The sequence below is a fragment of the Kosakonia sp. MUSA4 genome, from assembly GCF_013085925.1.
In the GTDB taxonomy this organism is placed as follows: domain Bacteria; phylum Pseudomonadota; class Gammaproteobacteria; order Enterobacterales; family Enterobacteriaceae; genus Kosakonia; species Kosakonia sacchari_B.
Genome location: NZ_CP025697.1, coordinates 1703423 through 1721562, shown reverse-complemented (window position 1 = coordinate 1721562; position 18140 = coordinate 1703423). Strand labels below are relative to the sequence as shown.

Sequence of the window (18140 nt, the reverse complement as noted above, 5' to 3'; positions counted from 1 at the left end):
ATTCCTGTTCAGTTAACAGGGCGCAGCCGATGCAGCAATCGTCAGCGCGCCAGAGTAAGCAATTCCTGCAGCAGCTTGTTCGCCTGTTCGCCTTCCAGTTGCGCGTCCACAGGCAAATACCACCAGTTATCTTCAGCGAAGGGCCGACATTTCACCGCATCTTTTTCGGTCATCACCAACGCCTGTCCCGATTTGACCATCGCCTGAACATCCGCCCGGGTTAATGCCTGATGATCGGCGAGCGCAAAAGTCTGTTCCGGCGTCACGCCGCACTCACTGAGCGTAGCGAAAAAACGCGGGGGATGGCCAATACCGGCCATCGCCACGCAAGGTGCCAGATCGCGTACTTCGCGCCGTTCACCGGTGCGCAAATTAACGGCCAGCCCCGGAATCAGGCGCATCGGGATCTCACCCGCTCTTGCCACGCCGCCGTTGGCGATCACCGCATCAACCGTCTTCAGACGTGAAGCGCGTTCACGCATCGGACCCGCAGGAAGCCACCAGCCATTGCCAAAACGTCTGACGCCATCAATGACCACAATCTCTTTGTCTCGCGCCAGGCGATAGTGTTGCAGGCCATCATCAGTGACGATTATCTGCACGGAATGTTGTGCCAGAATGGCTTCCACCGCCTCACGGCGGTTGGGAGAAACAGCAACCGGCGCGCCGGTGCGCTGGTAAATCAGCACAGGTTCGTCGCCCGCCTCTTCCGTGGTGGTATCAGACGTCAGTAATAGCGGGTAACGTTCTGCTTTCCCACCATAACCTCGCGAAACTACCCCCACGCGGATACCACGCTGCTGAAGCTGTTCAACCAGCCAGACAACCACCGGTGTTTTACCGTTACCGCCGGCCGTCAGGTTACCGACCACCACCACCGGAACCGGGGCGCGCCAGGCTTTTTTTAGCCCCAGACGATAAGCCAGACGGATTGCGCCACTCACCAGGCCGTAAAGCCAGGAGAGCGGCAATAACAGTAGCCACAGCGGGGATTCACCGGACCAGATACGTGCAATCATGCGCCAAACTGCATTTTATGAAGCTGAGCGTAAACGCCACGGTGCTCCAACAGCTCGGCATGACTGCCGCGCTCAACGATACAGCCATCTTCCACCACGACAATTTCATCGGCCTGTTCAATGGTAGACAGGCGGTGGGCGATAACCAGAGAGGTACGGTTTTTCTGCAACTCATTTAGCGCAGCCTGAATCGCGCGTTCAGATTCGGTATCCAGTGCTGACGTAGCCTCATCAAGGATCAGGATCGGGCTGTCACGCAGCAGCGCGCGGGCAATCGCGATACGCTGACGCTGACCGCCGGAAAGCAGTACCCCATTCTCACCAATTATTGTATCCAGACCTTCATCCATTTTATTGATGAAATCAAAGGCATAGGCCATCTTCGCTGCTTTCTCAATCTCCTCACGGCTGTACACCTCGGTACGGGCGTAGGCAATGTTGTTGGCAACGGTATCATTAAAGAGATGCACGTTCTGGGAGACCAGCGCGACTTGATCACGCAGCGATGTGAGCTTGTATTCGCGCAGATCGTGGCCATCCATCAGGATCTGCCCTTCGTCAATATCGTAGAAACGCGTGATCAGGCTGGCCAATGTCGATTTACCTGAACCGGAGCGCCCCACCAGTGCAACAGTCTTACCCGCCGGGATCGTCAGGTTGATATTGCGCAGCGCTGGCGTATCACGACCAGGATAAGTAAACGTCACGTTGCGGAATTCAATATCGCCGCGAGCGCGTTCGATAACACGCGTTCCTTCGTCTTTTTCCTGCTCGCTATCGAGGATAGCAAACAGCGTCTGGCAAGCCGCCATACCGCGCTGGAACTGGGCATTGACGTTAGTCAACGATTTCAACGGACGCATCAGGGCGATCATAGAAGAAAAGACGACGGTAATCGTACCAGCCGACAGCGTCTGCATGACACTTGGGAAGCTGGCGGCATACAGTACAAATGCCAGCGCCAGCGATGCAATCAACTGGATCAAAGGATCAGAAATAGAGGAGGCAGAGACCATTTTCATCCCCTGCAAACGCATCTTGTTACTGACTTTGTCAAAGCGGTGGGTTTCTACTTCCTGACCGCCAAACATCAGCACCTCTTTATGCCCTTTTAGCATCTGTTCCGCGCTGGTGGTCACCTGCCCCATCGTGTTCTGCATGTTTTTGCTGATATTACGGAAACGCTTAGATACCAGGCGAATAGCAACCGAAACAATAGGCGCCAGCACAATCAGGATCAGCGACAGTTGCCAGCTATACCAGAACATCATCACGAACAGGCCGATGATCGATGCGCCTTCACGCACCACGGTGATCAATGCGCTGGATGAAGACGAAGCCACTTGTTCCGAATCGTAGGTAATACGTGACAGCAGAGTACCAGTCGATTGCTTATCAAAAAATGATACCGGCATACCCATCATGTGGCTAAACAGGCGACGACGCATGGTCATCACCACTTTCCCCGAGACCCAGGAAATGCAGTAACTGGAGATATAACTGGTGATACCGCGGAGGATCATCAGCCCGATAACCACCAGCGGCATCCACAGCAGCACCGAACGGTCCGTTTTACCAAAACCATCATCCAGTAACGGTTTAAGCAGCGATAACATGAATGTATCGCTGGCTGCGTTGAGGATTAACGCAATCCCCGACACGATCAGACCCGTTTTGAAAGGCGCAATAGTTGGCCATAGTCGGCGGAATGTCTGCCATGTGGAGAGATCTTTATCGTTCTGCATTCAGAAAACCAACACTTGTTGAAATAGCCGCATATTCTACCCGTTATCGTTTGGGACGCCAAACCACTGATGATACCAACGCGGTAAAAGTTGATCCCGTAAGCTATGGATTTCCCAGCCCTGGGGAGAAAATGAGATGGTTATCTGCCCCTGGTGCGGAGTGTCATACCAGCGATATCCCTGCTCCCGGTAACGTTTTACGACCTTTAGCGAAGGGAAGCGCCAGGCGTTATACCGCGATGCTGACGCCAATGCCGCCTTACCTTCTACCCGCTGTAAGAAAGGCAGAGACGACGAGGTGTTACTTCCATGATGAGGTACCTGCACAAGTGTAGATTGCAGGTGCTGCCAGTAGCGGCTGAGCATTGCCATCTCTCCCTGCGTTTCGATGTCACCGGTTAGCAGGATACTGTGTTTCCCATCCTCCACCTTCACGACACATGAGAGATTGTTCCCCTGCGTCTGCGCTTTCGGTAGCGGCCAGTGCGCGCTGAATGTCAGCCCCTGCCACTGCCATGTCTCCCCACGAAAACAGGGTGCATGGCCAGCCCAACCTAATGGGCTGCGAACCCACAGTTCTGGCCAAACTTTCAGTAACGACGCCAGACCACCGCGATGATCCAGATGTTCATGGCTCAGAATGATGCCCTCGGGCTGTAGAGCATGCCAGCGCAGCCACGGAATAATCAGTTGCTGCCCACTGTCACCACCAGGCCACGCAACGCCGGTGTCATAGAGAATCGCTTTACCATTGCGTTCAATCACCATTGCCAGCCCTTGCCCAACATCCAGCATATGTACTGACCACTCTCCTGGCCGGTCAGCACGCCATAGCGGTAATAACAACATCGTCAGGCCAGTCAGACACAGCGCAGGAATACGACGCCACAGAGACAAGCGCCAACAGATCAGCATCAACCATGGCGCCCAGGCTGCTACCTGCCAACGTGCATCAATATTGACCCATCCCGCTGGCAGCCATCGCAGAAAAGCAAACAATAGAGCGAGCGTTTGGTCCGCAAGGTACCAGCAGGCTTCCTCAATTAACGGGGGCCCGGTCAAGTGCAGCAGCATTCCCGTTAAAATCAGGGGGACGGTGACAAATGTTACCAGCGGGATCGCCACCAGGTTGGCGACCAGTGAGCTCAGGCTGATTCCATGGAACGTAGATAATTGTAATGGGATCAGTAATAACGTCATCCCAATCTGCAAATGGACCAGGCTCATACTGCTATGTATAAGCCAGCGTTGCTGTGCTGGCATCGGTAACCACTGATACCAGAACAGCAATGCTGCCACCGCGAAGGCCGATAACCACAAGCTGAATGACAATACGGAGAGCGGATCGATAAACAGTATCGCGGCGACACAACAGAGCCAGACTTGCCAGGGCGACCATAATCGACCTGAAAGACGTAGCGTAGCCCAGACGCTAAGCGAAATGGCCGTACGCAATGCGGGTGGTTGTAAACCTGTGAGACATGCATACCCGATGGCACACAACACTCCGGCAAGCAGCGGCAAGGCCCAGTTAATCCGGTTAGCGGGGAAGTAAAACTGAATACCGCGGGTGACAACGCCGCCAAGCATCGCGGCAAGAGCGATATGCAGGCCAGATATAGCCATTAAGTGGGCGGTTCCTGTCTGACGCATAATCTCTTTTACCGGGCTTTCGAGTGCTGAACGCTCCCCCATTCCCAGCGCCAGAATCACCGGGCGCCAGGAATAAGGGGAAAGCGTGTGCGCCAACGACTGAAGATAATCCGCACGCCAGCTACAAGTTGGCTCGATTAAACGCGCATCGCTAAAGCGACCACTAAGAGGAAGGTGGCTCGCCAGTGCATAGCGCTGAGAATCAAATCCTCCGTCGTTGAGTTGGCCATGCATCGCACGTACACGAACGGTCATCGCCCATCGCTGCCCCGTACAGACCGGGAAAGGTAAATATTGACCATAGAGCGTTACGCCAGCGGCCGGGAACAGGCGTTTACCATTAAGACTCACTATCTTCGCCTGATGGCGGGTCATATTGTCTGTTTCGGTAATAATGACTTCAACCTGACGGTTTGCTCCCGGAAGGCTCACCGTTGGCCAAAGTGCCTGCATTGCGTTCAAAACGCCCCAGGCAAAAATAAGTAACGCGATGCCCCCATAGCGTAAAAGCCGTGACCGTACGCATGCCAGCAGGCACCCACTCATGATGACGCACCAAATACTGCGGATATCGGGTAATGCAGGCAACCACAACAGCGGTAAAATGCCCAATATAATGCATGCGGCTAATGTCGATAACGCCATGCATACCTCCTTGTTGAAGCAGAAGTATGCGGAGCTCTGGCTTTATTTTCTTTCGTGTGTTTTCAGATTTGCGGCGCGAATTGTTGGTTTTTTATCGCGTTACATCACACCAGCAAAAATGTGCGAGACTGCTTCAGGAAAAGAAAAGCAGAAAATGAAAAAGGCACCCTTTCAGGTGCCTTCTCGCATGCAATTCTTTGCTTTTCGCTAAGAATTACTCATAAATGTTGGCGCGGTCGCGTAATTCTTTACCCGGCTTAAAGTGTGGAACGTATTTTCCTTCCAGATCCACTTTATCGCCTGTTTTGGGGTTACGCCCGGTGCGAGGTGCACGATAGTGCAGGGAAAAACTGCCGAAACCGCGGATCTCAATGCGCTCACCCTGGGCAAGAGTAGAGGCCATATGCTCCAGCATTTCTTTTACAGCATCTTCCACGGCTTTAGCCGGGATATGCGATTGCTGGCTTGCAAGTCTTTCTATCAATTCTGACTTGGTCATGATTCCTCCGGTTTCCTTCAACGCAATATTCGCTTAATAGCTTTAACAAGGGCGGCCGTAGCCGCCCTTTGTCATTGATTACAGGACGAATCCTGTAATCTGTCAAGTAACTCATCGTCGTTCGCACGGCAACTGTGTGACTTTCGTCCAGTTACCGCACAAATAACTCCGGGTACTTGATCTTACTCGCCTTTAGCTGCTTTGAAAGCTTCAGCCATAGCGTTAGAGAAGTTGCCTTCTTCCTGTTTATTGTTAACAGAAGCGATAGCATCTTTCTCGTCAGCTTCGTCTTTCGCACGTACAGACAGGCTAACTACACGGTTCTTACGGTCAACGCCGGTGAATTTAGCTTCAACGTCATCACCAACATTCAGAACCAGAGTTGCATCTTCTACACGATCGCGAGAAGCTTCAGAAGCGCGCAGGTAACCTTCAACGCCGTCAGCCAGTTCTACGGTTGCGCCTTTAGCATCAACTGCAGTGACTTTACCGTTTACGATTGCGCCTTTCTTGTTCATTGCAACGTAGTTGTTGAACGGATCTTCTGCGAGCTGTTTAACGCCCAGAGAGATACGCTCACGCTCTGCGTCAACCTGCAGAACAACAGCTGCGATTTCGTCGCCTTTTTTGTATTCACGAACTGCTTCTTCGCCTGCAACGTTCCAGGAGATGTCAGACAGGTGAACCAGGCCGTCGATGCCGCCGTCCAGGCCGATGAAGATACCGAAGTCAGTGATAGACTTGATTTTACCTTCAACGCGATCGCCCTTGTTGTGGGTTTCAGCAAACTGCTGCCACGGGTTGGATTTGCACTGTTTCAGGCCCAGGGAGATACGACGACGTTCTTCGTCGATATCCAGAACCATAACTTCCACTACGTCGCCAACGTTAACAACTTTGGACGGGTGGATGTTTTTGTTGGTCCAATCCATTTCGGAAACGTGAACCAGGCCTTCAACGCCTTCTTCGATTTCAACGAAGCAGCCGTAGTCGGTCAGATTGGTCACACGGCCAGTCAGCTTGGTGCCTTCCGGGTAACGTTTAGCGATAGCTACCCACGGATCTTCGCCCAGCTGTTTCAGGCCCAGGGACACACGAGTACGTTCGCGGTCGAATTTCAGCACCTTAACAGTGATTTCGTCGCCAACGTTTACGATTTCGCTCGGATGCTTAACGCGTTTCCATGCCATGTCGGTGATGTGCAGCAGGCCGTCAACGCCGCCCAGATCAACGAATGCACCGTAGTCAGTGAGGTTCTTAACGATACCTTTAACTTCCATGCCTTCCTGCAGGTTTTCCAGCAGCTGATCGCGTTCTGCGCTGTTTTCGGATTCGATAACCGCACGACGGGAAACAACAACGTTGTTACGCTTCTGGTCAAGCTTGATTACTTTGAATTCAAGCTCTTTGCCTTCCAGGTGCAGAGTGTCACGGACCGGACGAACGTCTACCAGAGAACCCGGCAGGAACGCACGAATACCGTCCAGCTCAACAGTGAAGCCGCCCTTGACTTTGCCGTTGATAATACCGGTAACAGTTTCAGCGTCTTCGTAAGCTTTTTCCAGCTTAATCCAGGCTTCGTGACGTTTAGCTTTATCACGAGACAGCAGGGTTTCACCGAAGCCGTCTTCAACTGCATCCAGAGCAACGTCAACTTTGTCACCAACCTGGATTTCCAGTTCGCCCTGGGCGTTTTTGAACTGCTCAGCCGGAATGGCGGACTCAGATTTCAGACCGGCGTCAACCAGTACTACGTCTTTGTCAATAGCAACAACAACACCGCGAACGATAGAACCCGGGCGGGTTTCGATTTCTTTCAGGGACTCTTCAAAGAGTTGAGCAAAAGATTCAGTCATATTGATAATCTTCAGGATTCTTCAATTTAACGTCCACCTGGCTTCATGCCGGATGGGGTTGTTTAACATGCCTGCTCACATTCCATTGCAGCAGGTACTACGAATTCGGTCGCTTACGCGAGAGCCAATTTTTGGCGTGCATATTGTAGCGCTTTCTCAATCACTTGCTCAATGCTTAAACGGGTTGAATCCAGAACTAAAGCATCAGCAGCGGGAACCAGCGGCGCTACAGGACGATTACGATCGCGATCGTCACGTTCCTTGATCTCGGCCAAAAGGCGTTCAAAGTTAACACTAAAGCCTTTCTCCTGCAACTGGAGCATGCGACGATTCGCACGTTCTTCAGAAGAAGCGTCAAGGAAAATTTTCACCGGCGCGTCGGGGAAAACGACCGTTCCCATATCACGTCCATCGGCGATAAGACCCGGAGCTTCGCGAAACGCGCGCTGGCGGCGTAATAATGCTTCACGCACGCGCGGAAACGCAGCCACCTGCGATGCTGCATTCGCTACTTCCTGGGTACGAATTTCACTGCTCACATCCTCACCTTCGAGGATCACTTCCAGATTTCCGTCGATTGAGACAAATCGCACATCCAGATGCGCAGCCAGCGGAACCAGCACCTCTTCCGAGGTGACATCAACGTGATGATGCAGTGCAGCGAGCGCCAGCACACGATAAATTGCGCCTGAATCCAACAGATGCCATTGCAACGCTTCCGCCATTGCCTTGCAAAGCGTGCCTTTTCCCGCACCGCTTGGCCCATCAATGGTGATTACCGGGGCAATTGCAGTCATCTTTTTCTCCTTAATCAAGGCATATCGTTACGTAAACGCCGCGCATTATACGCGGCAATGCACACAATCGTTACTACTGCGTGCGAATAACAGAAGGGTCTGAAGCTGAGTGTAGAAGAAATGTGCGGCAGGCCGGGCTGATTTACACCAGCCCGGAGCAAAGAAGGTTACGCGAGCGTACTGATGCGAGCTAACTGTTCAAAATAGTCGGGGAAAGTTTTCGCCGTGCATTTCGGATCCAGAATGGTAACTGGCGTATCTGACAGCGCCACCAGCGAGAAGCACATCGCCATACGGTGATCGTTATACGTACCAATTTCCGCAAACTGCAATTTTTCCGGCGGAGTAATGCGGATATAATCCTCGCCCTCTTCCACCGTTGCGCCCACTTTGCGCAACTCTGTCGCCATCGCAAACAGACGATCTGTTTCCTTCACTCGCCAGTTATAGATATTACGCAGCGTAGTGGTGCCTTTGGCAAACAGCGCAGCCGTCGCGATAGTCATTGCGGCATCCGGGATATGATTCATGTCCATATCGATAGCGTTCAGTTCGCCGCGCGTACAGGCAATATAGTCATCACCCCAGACCACTGTCGCGCCCATTTTTTCCAGTACGTCGGCAAAACGGATATCGCCCTGCACGCTGTTGCGTCCAATCCCGGTCACTTTTACCGTGCCGCCTTTGATCGCCCCTGCGGCCAGGAAGTAAGAAGCCGAGGAAGCATCTCCCTCCACCAGATACTGGCCAGGAGACTGATATTGCTGACCGCCGCGCACCACGAAACGCTGATAGTGCTGGTTTTCCACTACCACGCCAAAGGTTTTCATCAGATGCAACGTGATGTCGATGTAAGGTTTAGAGACCAGGTCGCCTTTGATAGTGATAACGGTATCCTGCGGCGCCAGCGGCGCAGCCATCAGCAACGCTGTCAGGAACTGGCTGGAAACGCTGCCGTCCACGCTCACGTCACCGCCGGTAAAACCGCCGCGCAGGCGCAGAGGAGGGTAATTTTCCTGCTCGAGGTAATCGATTTGCGCGCCACCCTGACGCAGCGCGTCAACCAGATGCCCAATCGGGCGCTCTTTCATGCGCGGTTCACCGGTCAGCACCAGATCGTTTGCGCCAAGACAAAGCGCTGCAGCCAGAGGGCGCATTGCCGTTCCGGCATTGCCAAGAAACAGCTCCAGTTTTTCCGCAGAGTGCAGCGGACCACCCACGCCGGCCACTTCACAACGGGTGCGGTCGGCAGACAAGGTATAATGAACTCCCAGCGCGCTGAGGGCATTCAACATGTGGCGCACATCGTCACTGTCCAGCAAATTGGTCAGAACGGTAGTGCCACGGGCAAATGCGGCAAGCAACAAAGCGCGGTTTGAGACACTTTTCGAACCAGGCAGATTGATGGTGCCATCTACCCGCGCGATGGGTTGTAACGTCAGGGATTCCATGAAACTTTACTCTCTACAGACAAAATAAAACCCCGCAGTCCAACTGCGGGGAATGCAGACTACAGCAATTAACCGTGGCGACGTTCGAAATCAACCATAAAGTCGGTCAGCGCCTGTACACCAGCCAACGGCATCGCGTTATAAATTGAAGCGCGCATACCGCCAACGACGCGGTGGCCTTTCAGGGCGTGCAGACCCGCAGCGAAAGACTCTTCAAGGAAGAGTTTGTCCAGCGCGCCGTCCGCCAACTGGAACGGAATGTTCATGCGCGAACGGTTAGACTTCGCCACATCATTGCGATAAAAGTCGCTGCGATCGATTACGCCATACAACAGTTCGCTTTTTTGCTGGTTGACTTTCTCCATTGCGGCGACGCCGCCCTGTTTTTTCAGCCACTTAAACACCAAACCTGAGAGATACCAGGCAAAAGTCGGCGGCGTGTTGAACATAGAGTCGTTTTCATTCAGCACGCTGTAGTCGAGGATAGACGGACAGGCTGCATGAGCTTTGCCCAGCAGATCTTCACGTACAATCACCAGCGTTAAACCAGCCGGACCGATATTTTTCTGTGCGCCCGCATAAATCACACCAAAACGGCTGACATCAATTTCGCGCGACAGGATGGTTGAAGAGAAATCAGCCGTTACTACCACATCATTGGCGAACGCGGGCGTTTCATCGATCGCGATGCCATCAATCGTTTCGTTCGGGCAGTAGTGGAGGTAAGCCGCATTATTGCTGAGTTGCCATTCGCTCATCGGCTTAACAGCACGCAGGCCATCAACAGTGATTTTCGCGTCAATAACGTGTGGAACGCAGTATTTTTTCGCTTCTTTGACCGCACTTGCCGCCCAGTAACCGGCATCAACATAATCAGCGGTTGTTTTATCACCCAGCAAATTGAGCGGGATGCCAGCAAACTGACCGCGACCGCCGCCGTGACAGAACAGAATCTTATAGTTGGAGGGGATGTTCAGCAGATCGCGAAAGTCCTTCTCCGCCTCTTCAGCCACATGGATAAACTCTTTACTACGATGGCTAATTTCCATCACCGAAGTGCCAAGACCTTGCCAGTCGCACAATTCCTGTTGCGCCTGTTTGAGCACATCCGCCGGTAATACTGCCGGGCCAGAACTAAAATTGAAGACCTGAGTCATTTCCCCTCACCACGCTAAAAAGCAATAAGTTATTCCTGTGACATCGGTTTTATCATTGCGCGTCACGCGCCGCAATGGGTAATAGCCGCGTGGGGGGAAATGTGCGCTCAGTCACATAGCAGAATGTTTTGCACAGCCGAGCCGGGCCCGATAAAAAACCTGTTATGTCACCCGAATTGCCCTGCTGGCCTTCGACCATTCCGGATTTGCACAGCGTGGACAGGATCGCTTTTCGCCTGCCTGCAAAGCGACAATTTTACTGCAACGTACGCAAACGTAATCGCCCGATTCAGGTACCGAGGTATATCTCTCGCTGCATCCTTCCGGCAGAATACAGAGCCCTGGTTTAACCTCGTTGTCGGGGAAGTAATAGACGCTGATTTGCCCGTTGGTCTCCATAATCGCCAGCCGAATTTGCCCCAGATGTTCAATGCCGTTGCCGCGCAGCTCCATAAAGAACTCAAATTCAGTCATGTTCTCTTCATGCAATTTCTCCCATGCCAGCTCACCGTTCTCAACAATTACAACCGGCTTGCCTTCCAGCAGATCCTCCAGCTTTTCACTGTGCGACATCAGCCACATCACCAGACGGTAAAGCACCGCCAGCGTAATAAAAACCACCAGCACGGGCAGCATTGGAACGTCGTCATAAAAGGCCACATCTCCCGCTGCCGAGCCTAGCGTCAGAATAATGAGGACTTCGAACAGCGACATTTGCCGTACGCCGCGTCGGCCAGTGATTTTGAGAAATAAAAAGACTAAAACGAAGGTATAAAGGCTGCGCAGGGCCACTTCCCACAAAAACTCAAAGGGAACTTTATCCAGTGCCATGCGATGAAGGTCGAACGCTTTCATTTTTCCATCCATGAACAGTCGGTTACTCTCCCTAAGCATAGACCGCTGTTTTATTTTCGCCGGGCAGAAGCGGAAGATAGCGCCAGTCACGCAAAACCCGTATCATTGCGCGCTTTACGTACGAAAAAAGTGACCGCCATGACTCAAACATTTATTCCCGGCAAAGACGCCGCACTGGAAGACTCCATCGCCCGCTTCCAGCAAAAGCTCACCGACCTCGGTTTTCACATTGAAGAAGCCTCATGGCTGAATCCGGTACCGAACGTCTGGTCCGTGCATATTCGCGATAAAGAGTGCGCGCTGTGCTTCACTAACGGTAAAGGCGCAACGAAAAAGGCTGCGCTTGCCTCTGCGCTGGGCGAGTACTTCGAGCGTCTTTCCACCAACTACTTCTTCGCTGACTTCTGGCTGGGCGATGCTATCGCGCAAGGCCCGTTCGTTCACTACCCGAACGAAAAGTGGTTCCCGCTGCCGGAAGATGACTCGCTGCCCGAAGGGATCCTCGATGCTCGTCTGCGCGCATTCTACGATCCACAGAACGAGCTGGCCGCCGGGATGCTGGTCGATCTGCAATCCGGGAATGATGAGCGTGGTATCTGCGCCCTGCCGTTTACCCGCCAGTCTGATGAGCAGACGGTCTATATTCCGATGAACATCGTCGGCAACCTGTATGTTTCCAACGGTATGTCTGCCGGTAACACCCGCAACGAAGCCCGCGTACAGGGTCTGTCTGAGGTGTTCGAACGCCATATCAAAAACCGTATTATCGCGGAGAGTATCAGCCTGCCGGAAATCCCGCAGGAAGTACTGGCCCGCTATCCTGGCGTGGTGGAAGCCATTGCCAAACTGGAAGCCGAAGGGTTCCCGATTTTTGCCTACGACGGTTCGCTGGGCGGTAAATATCCGGTGATCTGCGTCGTGCTGTTTAATCCGGCGAATGGCACCTGCTTTGCCTCCTTTGGCGCGCATCCGGATTTTGGCGTTGCGCTGGAACGTACAGTCACCGAGCTGTTGCAGGGGCGCGGTCTGAAAGATCTCGATGTCTTTACCCCGCCGACCTTTGATGACGAAGAAGTGGCTGAACACGCTAACCTCGAAACTCACTTTATCGATTCCAGCGGTTTGATCTCCTGGGATCTGTTTAAGCAGGATGCGGATTATCCGTTCGTTGACTGGAGCTTCGCAGGGACCACCGAAGAAGAGTTCGCCACGCTGATGGCTATCTTTAATGCAGAAGATAAAGAAGTTTATATCGCCGATTACGAGCACCTTGGCGTGTACGCCTGCCGTATTCTGGTGCCGGGCATGTCCGATATTTATCCGGCAGAAGATCTGTGGCTGGCGAATAACACCATGGGCAGCCATCTGCGCGAAACTATTCTGTCACTACCGGGCAGCGAGTGGGAGAAAGAGGAGTACCTCAACCTTATCGCCCAACTGGACGACGAAGGTCACGACGATTTTACCCGCGTTCGTGAACTGCTGGGTCTGGCAACCGGTAAAGACAATGGCTGGTACACCCTGCGCATTGGCGAGTTAAAAGCGATGCTGGCGCTGGCTGGCGGCGATCTGGATCAGGCGCTGGCCTGGACCGAATGGACCATGGAATTCAACGCATCCATCTTCAGCGCGGAACGCGCCAACTACTACCGCTGCCTGCAAACGCTACTGCTGCTGGCGCAGGAAGAGGATCGCGAGCCGCTGCAATATCTGAATGCATTCGTACGCATGTACGGCGCACAGGCAGTTGAAGCAGCCAGCGCCGCGTTGAGTGGTGAAGCGCCGTTCTATGACCTGCAACCGGCAGACGGTACCCTGCAGGCATTCCCGGCGCATCAGTCCCTGTTAGCGGCTTACGAAAAGTTACAACGCGCCAAAACGGCATTCTGGGCGAAATAACGACAAGTAGCACGACAATATGTAGGCTTCATAGCAGGTCTACGCTATATTACGGGGCAATTTTATTGCCCCTTTTTATTTATATTTTTGCAATGTCAGTAAGTTGTAATAATTAAGTTAAATACGGGTAAATGGTATTATTACTTGCGGACTAATATTGTTACTTCTTATGGCAACTACCCCATTTTAATTAACGATTTTTCGGAGGCTTCATAAAAATAATCAACACATTTTATAACTTTTAAAATTTATTTTTATTCAGATAATCAACAAGTTACTCCGCATTCGTAAAAAAACCACGCTCTTTGCGGTCCTATAAGCCAGGCGAGATATGATCCATATCAAATTCTCTTCTATAATGCTTTGTTAGTATCTCGTCGCCGACTTAATAAAGAGAGAGTTAGTGTGAAAGCTGACAACCCTTTTGATCTTATCCTTCCAGCCGAAATGGCCAAAGTTGCCGAAGAAGCTGGCGTCTATAAAGCGACTAAACATCCGCTGAAGACTTTCTACCTGGCTATCACCGCAGGTGTGTTCATCTCTATTGCTTTTGTTTTCTATATCACCGCCACCACCGGCACAGCGGCAATGCCCTACGGTATTGCTAAACTGATTGGGGGTATCTGCTTCTCCCTGGGGTTGATCCTCTGCATTATCTGCGGTGCGGATCTTTTTACCTCGACCGTGTTGATTGTCGTGGCGAAAGCCAGTGGGCGTATCACTTGGGGGCAACTGGCCCGTAACTGGATCAACGTCTACTTCGGTAATCTGATAGGTGCGCTGCTGTTTGTCTTGCTAATGTGGTTGTCTGGCGAATATATGGTCGCCAACGGTGGCTGGGGCTTAAACGTCCTGCAGACCGCAGACCATAAAGTGCATCACACTTTCATCGAAGCTGTTGCGCTGGGTATTCTGGCCAACCTGATGGTTTGTATGGCCGTGTGGATGAGTTATTCCGGTCGCAGCCTGATGGATAAAGCGATGATTATGGTGCTGCCGGTAGCGATGTTTGTCGCCAGCGGTTTTGAGCACAGTATCGCAAACATGTTTATGATTCCGATGGGTATCGTAATCCGTAACTTTGCTAGCCCGGAGTTCTGGACCGCAGTTGGTTCCAGCCCGGAAAGTTTTTCTCATCTGACTATTACGAATTTCATCATCGATAACCTTATTCCGGTAACAATCGGGAATATCATAGGTGGTGGGTTATTAGTCGGGTTGACATACTGGGTCATTTACCTGCGTGGCAACGATCATCATTAATGGTTGTTTCAGGCAGTAAATAAAAAATCCACTTAAGAAGGTAGGTGTTACATGTCCGAGCTTAATGAAAAATTAGCCACAGCCTGGGAAGGTTTTGCGAAAGGTGACTGGCAGAAAGAAGTCAACGTACGTGACTTTATCCAGAAAAACTACACCCCATATGAAGGCGACGAGTCCTTCCTGGCTGGCGCTACTGACGCGACCACCGCCCTGTGGGACAAAGTCATGGAAGGGGTTAAACTGGAAAACCGCACTCACGCGCCAGTTGATTTTGACACCTCTGTTGCTTCCACCATTACTTCTCACGACGCTGGCTACATCAACAAAGCGCTTGAGAAAATCGTTGGTCTGCAAACTGAAGCTCCGCTGAAACGCGCTATCATCCCGTTTGGCGGCATCAAAATGGTTGAAGGTTCCTGCAAAGCGTACAATCGCGAACTGGACCCGATGCTGAAAAAAATCTTCACCGAATACCGTAAAACCCATAACCAGGGTGTATTCGATGTTTATACCAAAGACATTCTGAACTGCCGTAAATCCGGTGTTCTGACTGGTCTGCCGGACGCTTACGGCCGTGGCCGTATCATCGGTGACTACCGTCGCGTTGCGCTGTACGGTATCGACTTCCTGATGAAAGACAAATACGCTCAGTTCCTGTCTCTGCAATCCGATCTGGAAAACGGCGTAAATCTGGAAGCGACTATCCGTCTGCGTGAAGAAATTGCTGAACAGCACCGCGCACTGGGTCAGATCAAAGAGATGGCGGCTAAATACGGCTGCGATATCTCCGGTCCGGCAACGAACGCTCAGGAAGCAATCCAGTGGACCTACTTCGGTTACCTGGCTGCGGTTAAATCTCAGAATGGCGCTGCAATGTCCTTCGGTCGCGTATCCACCTTCCTGGATGCTTACATCGAACGTGACCTGAAAGCAGGTAAAATCACTGAAAAAGACGCTCAGGAAATGATTGACCACCTGGTCATGAAACTGCGTATGGTTCGCTTCCTGCGTACCCCTGAGTATGACGAACTGTTCTCCGGTGACCCGATTTGGGCAACTGAATCTATCGGTGGTATGGGCGTTGACGGCCGTACTCTGGTTACCAAAAACAGCTTCCGTTTCCTGAACACCCTGTACACCATGGGCCCGTCTCCGGAACCGAACATCACCGTTCTGTGGTCTGAAAAACTGCCGCTGAACTTCAAAAAATTCGCTGCGAAAGTCTCCATCGACACCTCTTCTCTGCAGTACGAGAACGATGACCTGATGCGTCCTGACTTCAACAACGACGACTATGCGATTGCTTGCTGCGTAAGCCCAATGGTTGTGGGTAAACAAATGCAGTTCTTCGGTGCTCGCGCTAACCTCGCGAAAACCATGCTGTACGCAATCAACGGCGGCGTTGATGAAAAACTGAAAATACAGGTTGGTCCGAAATCTGAGCCTATCAAAGGCGACTTGTTGAAATTCGACGAAGTCATGGATCGCATGGATCACTTCATGGACTGGCTGGCTAAACAGTATGTCACCGCACTGAACGTTATCCACTACATGCACGACAAGTACAGCTACGAAGCCTCTCTGATGGCGCTGCACGATCGTGACGTAATTCGCACCATGGCATGCGGTATCGCCGGTCTGTCCGTTGCTGCTGACTCCCTGTCTGCTATCAAATATGCGAAAGTTAAACCGATTCGTGACGAAGACGGTCTGGCAATCGACTTCGAAATCGAAGGCGAATACCCGCAATTTGGTAACAACGATGCTCGTGTCGATGATTTGGCAGTTGACCTGGTAGAACGTTTCATGAAGAAAATTCAGAAACTGACTACTTACCGCAACGCTATCCCGACTCAGTCTGTTCTGACCATCACCTCTAACGTTGTGTATGGTAAGAAAACCGGTAACACCCCGGATGGCCGTCGCGCTGGCGCTCCGTTCGGACCGGGTGCTAACCCGATGCACGGCCGTGACCAGAAAGGTGCTGTTGCCTCTCTGACCTCCGTTGCTAAACTGCCGTTCGCTTACGCTAAAGATGGTATTTCTTACACCTTCTCTATCGTTCCGAATGCGCTGGGTAAAGACGACGAAGTGCGTAAAACCAACCTCGCGGGTCTGATGGACGGTTACTTCCATCACGAAGCGTCCATCGAAGGTGGTCAGCACCTGAACGTGAACGTGATGAACCGTGAAATGCTGCTCGACGCGATGGAAAACCCGGAAAAATATCCGCAGCTGACCATCCGTGTTTCAGGTTACGCAGTACGCTTCAACTCCCTGACTAAAGAACAGCAGCAGGACGTTATTACTCGTACCTTCACTCAAACCATGTAATGGTATTGACTGAAATCGCGAAGTAAAAAGCGTACAATAAAGGCTCCACATAAGTGGGGCCTTTTTAATACCTGAGCCCGCTTTGTCAGACGTCTATACTTGCTGGATATCTGACAAAACAGACTTAGCGCAAAGGGAAATAAATTGCGCAGACACAGGCCCGGATGGGCCGCATCTGGAGAAAACACCGCAATGTCAGTTATTGGTCGCATCCACTCTTTCGAATCCTGTGGCACGGTCGACGGCCCGGGCATCCGCTTCATTACTTTCTTCCAGGGCTGCCTGATGCGCTGCCTCTATTGTCATAACCGCGATACCTGGGACACGCACGGTGGTAAAGAGATCACGGTTGAAGATCTGATGAGCGACGTAGTGACCTATCGCCACTTTATGAACGCATCCGGCGGCGGCGTAACCGCATCCGGCGGAGAGGCTATCCTGCAAGCGGAGTTTGTCCGCGACTGGTTCCGCGCTTGTAAGAAAGAAGGAATTCATACCTGCCTCGATACTAACGGCTTTGTGCGCCGCTACGATCCGGTGATTGATGAGCTTCTGGAAGTTACCGACCTGGTCATGCTCGATCTGAAACAGATGAACGATGAAATTCACCAGAATCTGGTTGGCGTCTCTAATCACCGTACGCTGGAGTTTGCCCAGTACCTGGCGAAGAAAAACATTAAGGTCTGGATCCGCTACGTAGTCGTTCCCGGCTGGTCAGATGATGACGACTCCGCACACCGCCTCGGTGAATTTACCCGTGATATGGGCAATGTCGAGAAAATAGAACTGTTGCCTTACCATGAGTTGGGTAAACACAAATGGGTCGCCATGGGCGAAGAGTACAAGCTTGATGGCGTCCATCCACCGAAAAAAGAGACCATGGAACGTGTCAAAGGCATTCTGGAGCAGTACGGCCATAAAGTGATGTACTGAGCCGCAGTAAAAGCAAAAAGCCACAACACACCGT

The 18140-nt window shown here is 52.0% G+C and carries 14 protein-coding genes; 5 read left to right on the top strand and 9 right to left on the bottom strand.

The annotated features are described in order from the left end of the window. Positions 1–41: 41 nt before the first annotated feature. The 3 genes from lpxK to C0557_RS08095 are packed head-to-tail and all read right to left on the bottom strand — an operon-like array spanning position 42 to position 5062. Positions 42–1019 (bottom strand): tetraacyldisaccharide 4'-kinase, encoded by a 978-nt coding sequence (lpxK, locus tag C0557_RS08105; protein WP_208658096.1) that lies wholly within the window; start codon positions 1017–1019, stop codon positions 42–44. After that, on the bottom strand, positions 1016–2764 hold the full coding sequence (gene msbA / locus C0557_RS08100) for a lipid A ABC transporter ATP-binding protein/permease MsbA (protein WP_208658095.1): 1749 nt from the start codon (positions 2762–2764) through the stop codon (positions 1016–1018). Before msbA ends, lpxK begins: the two co-directional genes overlap by 4 nt. A gap of 36 nt (positions 2765–2800) precedes the next feature. Then, positions 2801–5062: a ComEC family protein gene (locus C0557_RS08095; protein ID WP_208658094.1), complete on the bottom strand. Its 2262-nt coding sequence runs from the start codon at positions 5060–5062 to the stop codon at positions 2801–2803. Between C0557_RS08095 and C0557_RS08090 the strand changes: the two genes are divergently transcribed. After that, entirely contained in the window at positions 4962–5273 is a 312-nt protein-coding gene (locus C0557_RS08090; RefSeq protein WP_208657065.1) for a hypothetical protein, read from the top strand. The genes C0557_RS08095 and C0557_RS08090 overlap by 101 nt on opposite strands. A gap of 3 nt (positions 5274–5276) precedes the next feature. On the opposite strand, the gene ihfB is transcribed toward C0557_RS08090, so the two are convergent. From ihfB to C0557_RS08060, 6 genes are all read right to left on the bottom strand, one after another. Then, positions 5277–5561 (bottom strand): integration host factor subunit beta, encoded by a 285-nt coding sequence (gene ihfB / locus C0557_RS08085; RefSeq protein ID WP_007374142.1) that lies wholly within the window; start codon positions 5559–5561, stop codon positions 5277–5279. A gap of 182 nt (positions 5562–5743) precedes the next feature. Then, the gene (gene rpsA / locus C0557_RS08080; protein ID WP_208658093.1) at positions 5744–7417 is read right to left on the bottom strand and encodes a 30S ribosomal protein S1; all 1674 of its coding nucleotides are present in this window, start codon (positions 7415–7417) and stop codon (positions 5744–5746) included. A gap of 113 nt (positions 7418–7530) precedes the next feature. After that, positions 7531–8214, bottom strand: coding sequence for a (d)CMP kinase (gene cmk, locus C0557_RS08075; protein WP_074775612.1), 684 nt, complete (start codon positions 8212–8214; stop codon positions 7531–7533). Between the two features lie 167 nt (positions 8215–8381). Beyond that, on the bottom strand, positions 8382–9665 hold the full coding sequence (gene aroA, locus C0557_RS08070) for a 3-phosphoshikimate 1-carboxyvinyltransferase (protein ID WP_208658092.1): 1284 nt from the start codon (positions 9663–9665) through the stop codon (positions 8382–8384). A gap of 68 nt (positions 9666–9733) precedes the next feature. Further along, positions 9734–10822 (bottom strand): 3-phosphoserine/phosphohydroxythreonine transaminase, encoded by a 1089-nt coding sequence (gene serC / locus C0557_RS08065; protein WP_208658091.1) that lies wholly within the window; start codon positions 10820–10822, stop codon positions 9734–9736. A gap of 162 nt (positions 10823–10984) precedes the next feature. Next, on the bottom strand, positions 10985–11677 hold the full coding sequence (locus C0557_RS08060; RefSeq protein ID WP_208658090.1) for a DUF421 domain-containing protein: 693 nt from the start codon (positions 11675–11677) through the stop codon (positions 10985–10987). A 138-nt stretch (positions 11678–11815) separates the two neighbouring features. Here C0557_RS08060 and ycaO point away from each other — a divergent pair, with 138 nt between their 5' ends. From ycaO to pflA, 4 genes are all read left to right on the top strand, one after another. Beyond that, positions 11816–13576, top strand: a complete 1761-nt coding sequence (gene ycaO, locus C0557_RS08055; protein WP_064569041.1) for a 30S ribosomal protein S12 methylthiotransferase accessory factor YcaO — start codon at positions 11816–11818, stop codon at positions 13574–13576. A gap of 405 nt (positions 13577–13981) precedes the next feature. Beyond that, entirely contained in the window at positions 13982–14839 is an 858-nt protein-coding gene (gene focA / locus C0557_RS08050; RefSeq protein WP_208658089.1) for a formate transporter FocA, read from the top strand. A 51-nt stretch (positions 14840–14890) separates the two neighbouring features. After that, complete coding sequence (gene pflB / locus C0557_RS08045; RefSeq protein ID WP_208658088.1) at positions 14891–17173, top strand: formate C-acetyltransferase; 2283 nt, start codon at positions 14891–14893, stop codon at positions 17171–17173. A gap of 192 nt (positions 17174–17365) precedes the next feature. Then, on the top strand, positions 17366–18106 hold the full coding sequence (gene pflA, locus C0557_RS08040; protein WP_007374133.1) for a pyruvate formate lyase 1-activating protein: 741 nt from the start codon (positions 17366–17368) through the stop codon (positions 18104–18106). Positions 18107–18140 lie beyond the last annotated feature (34 nt).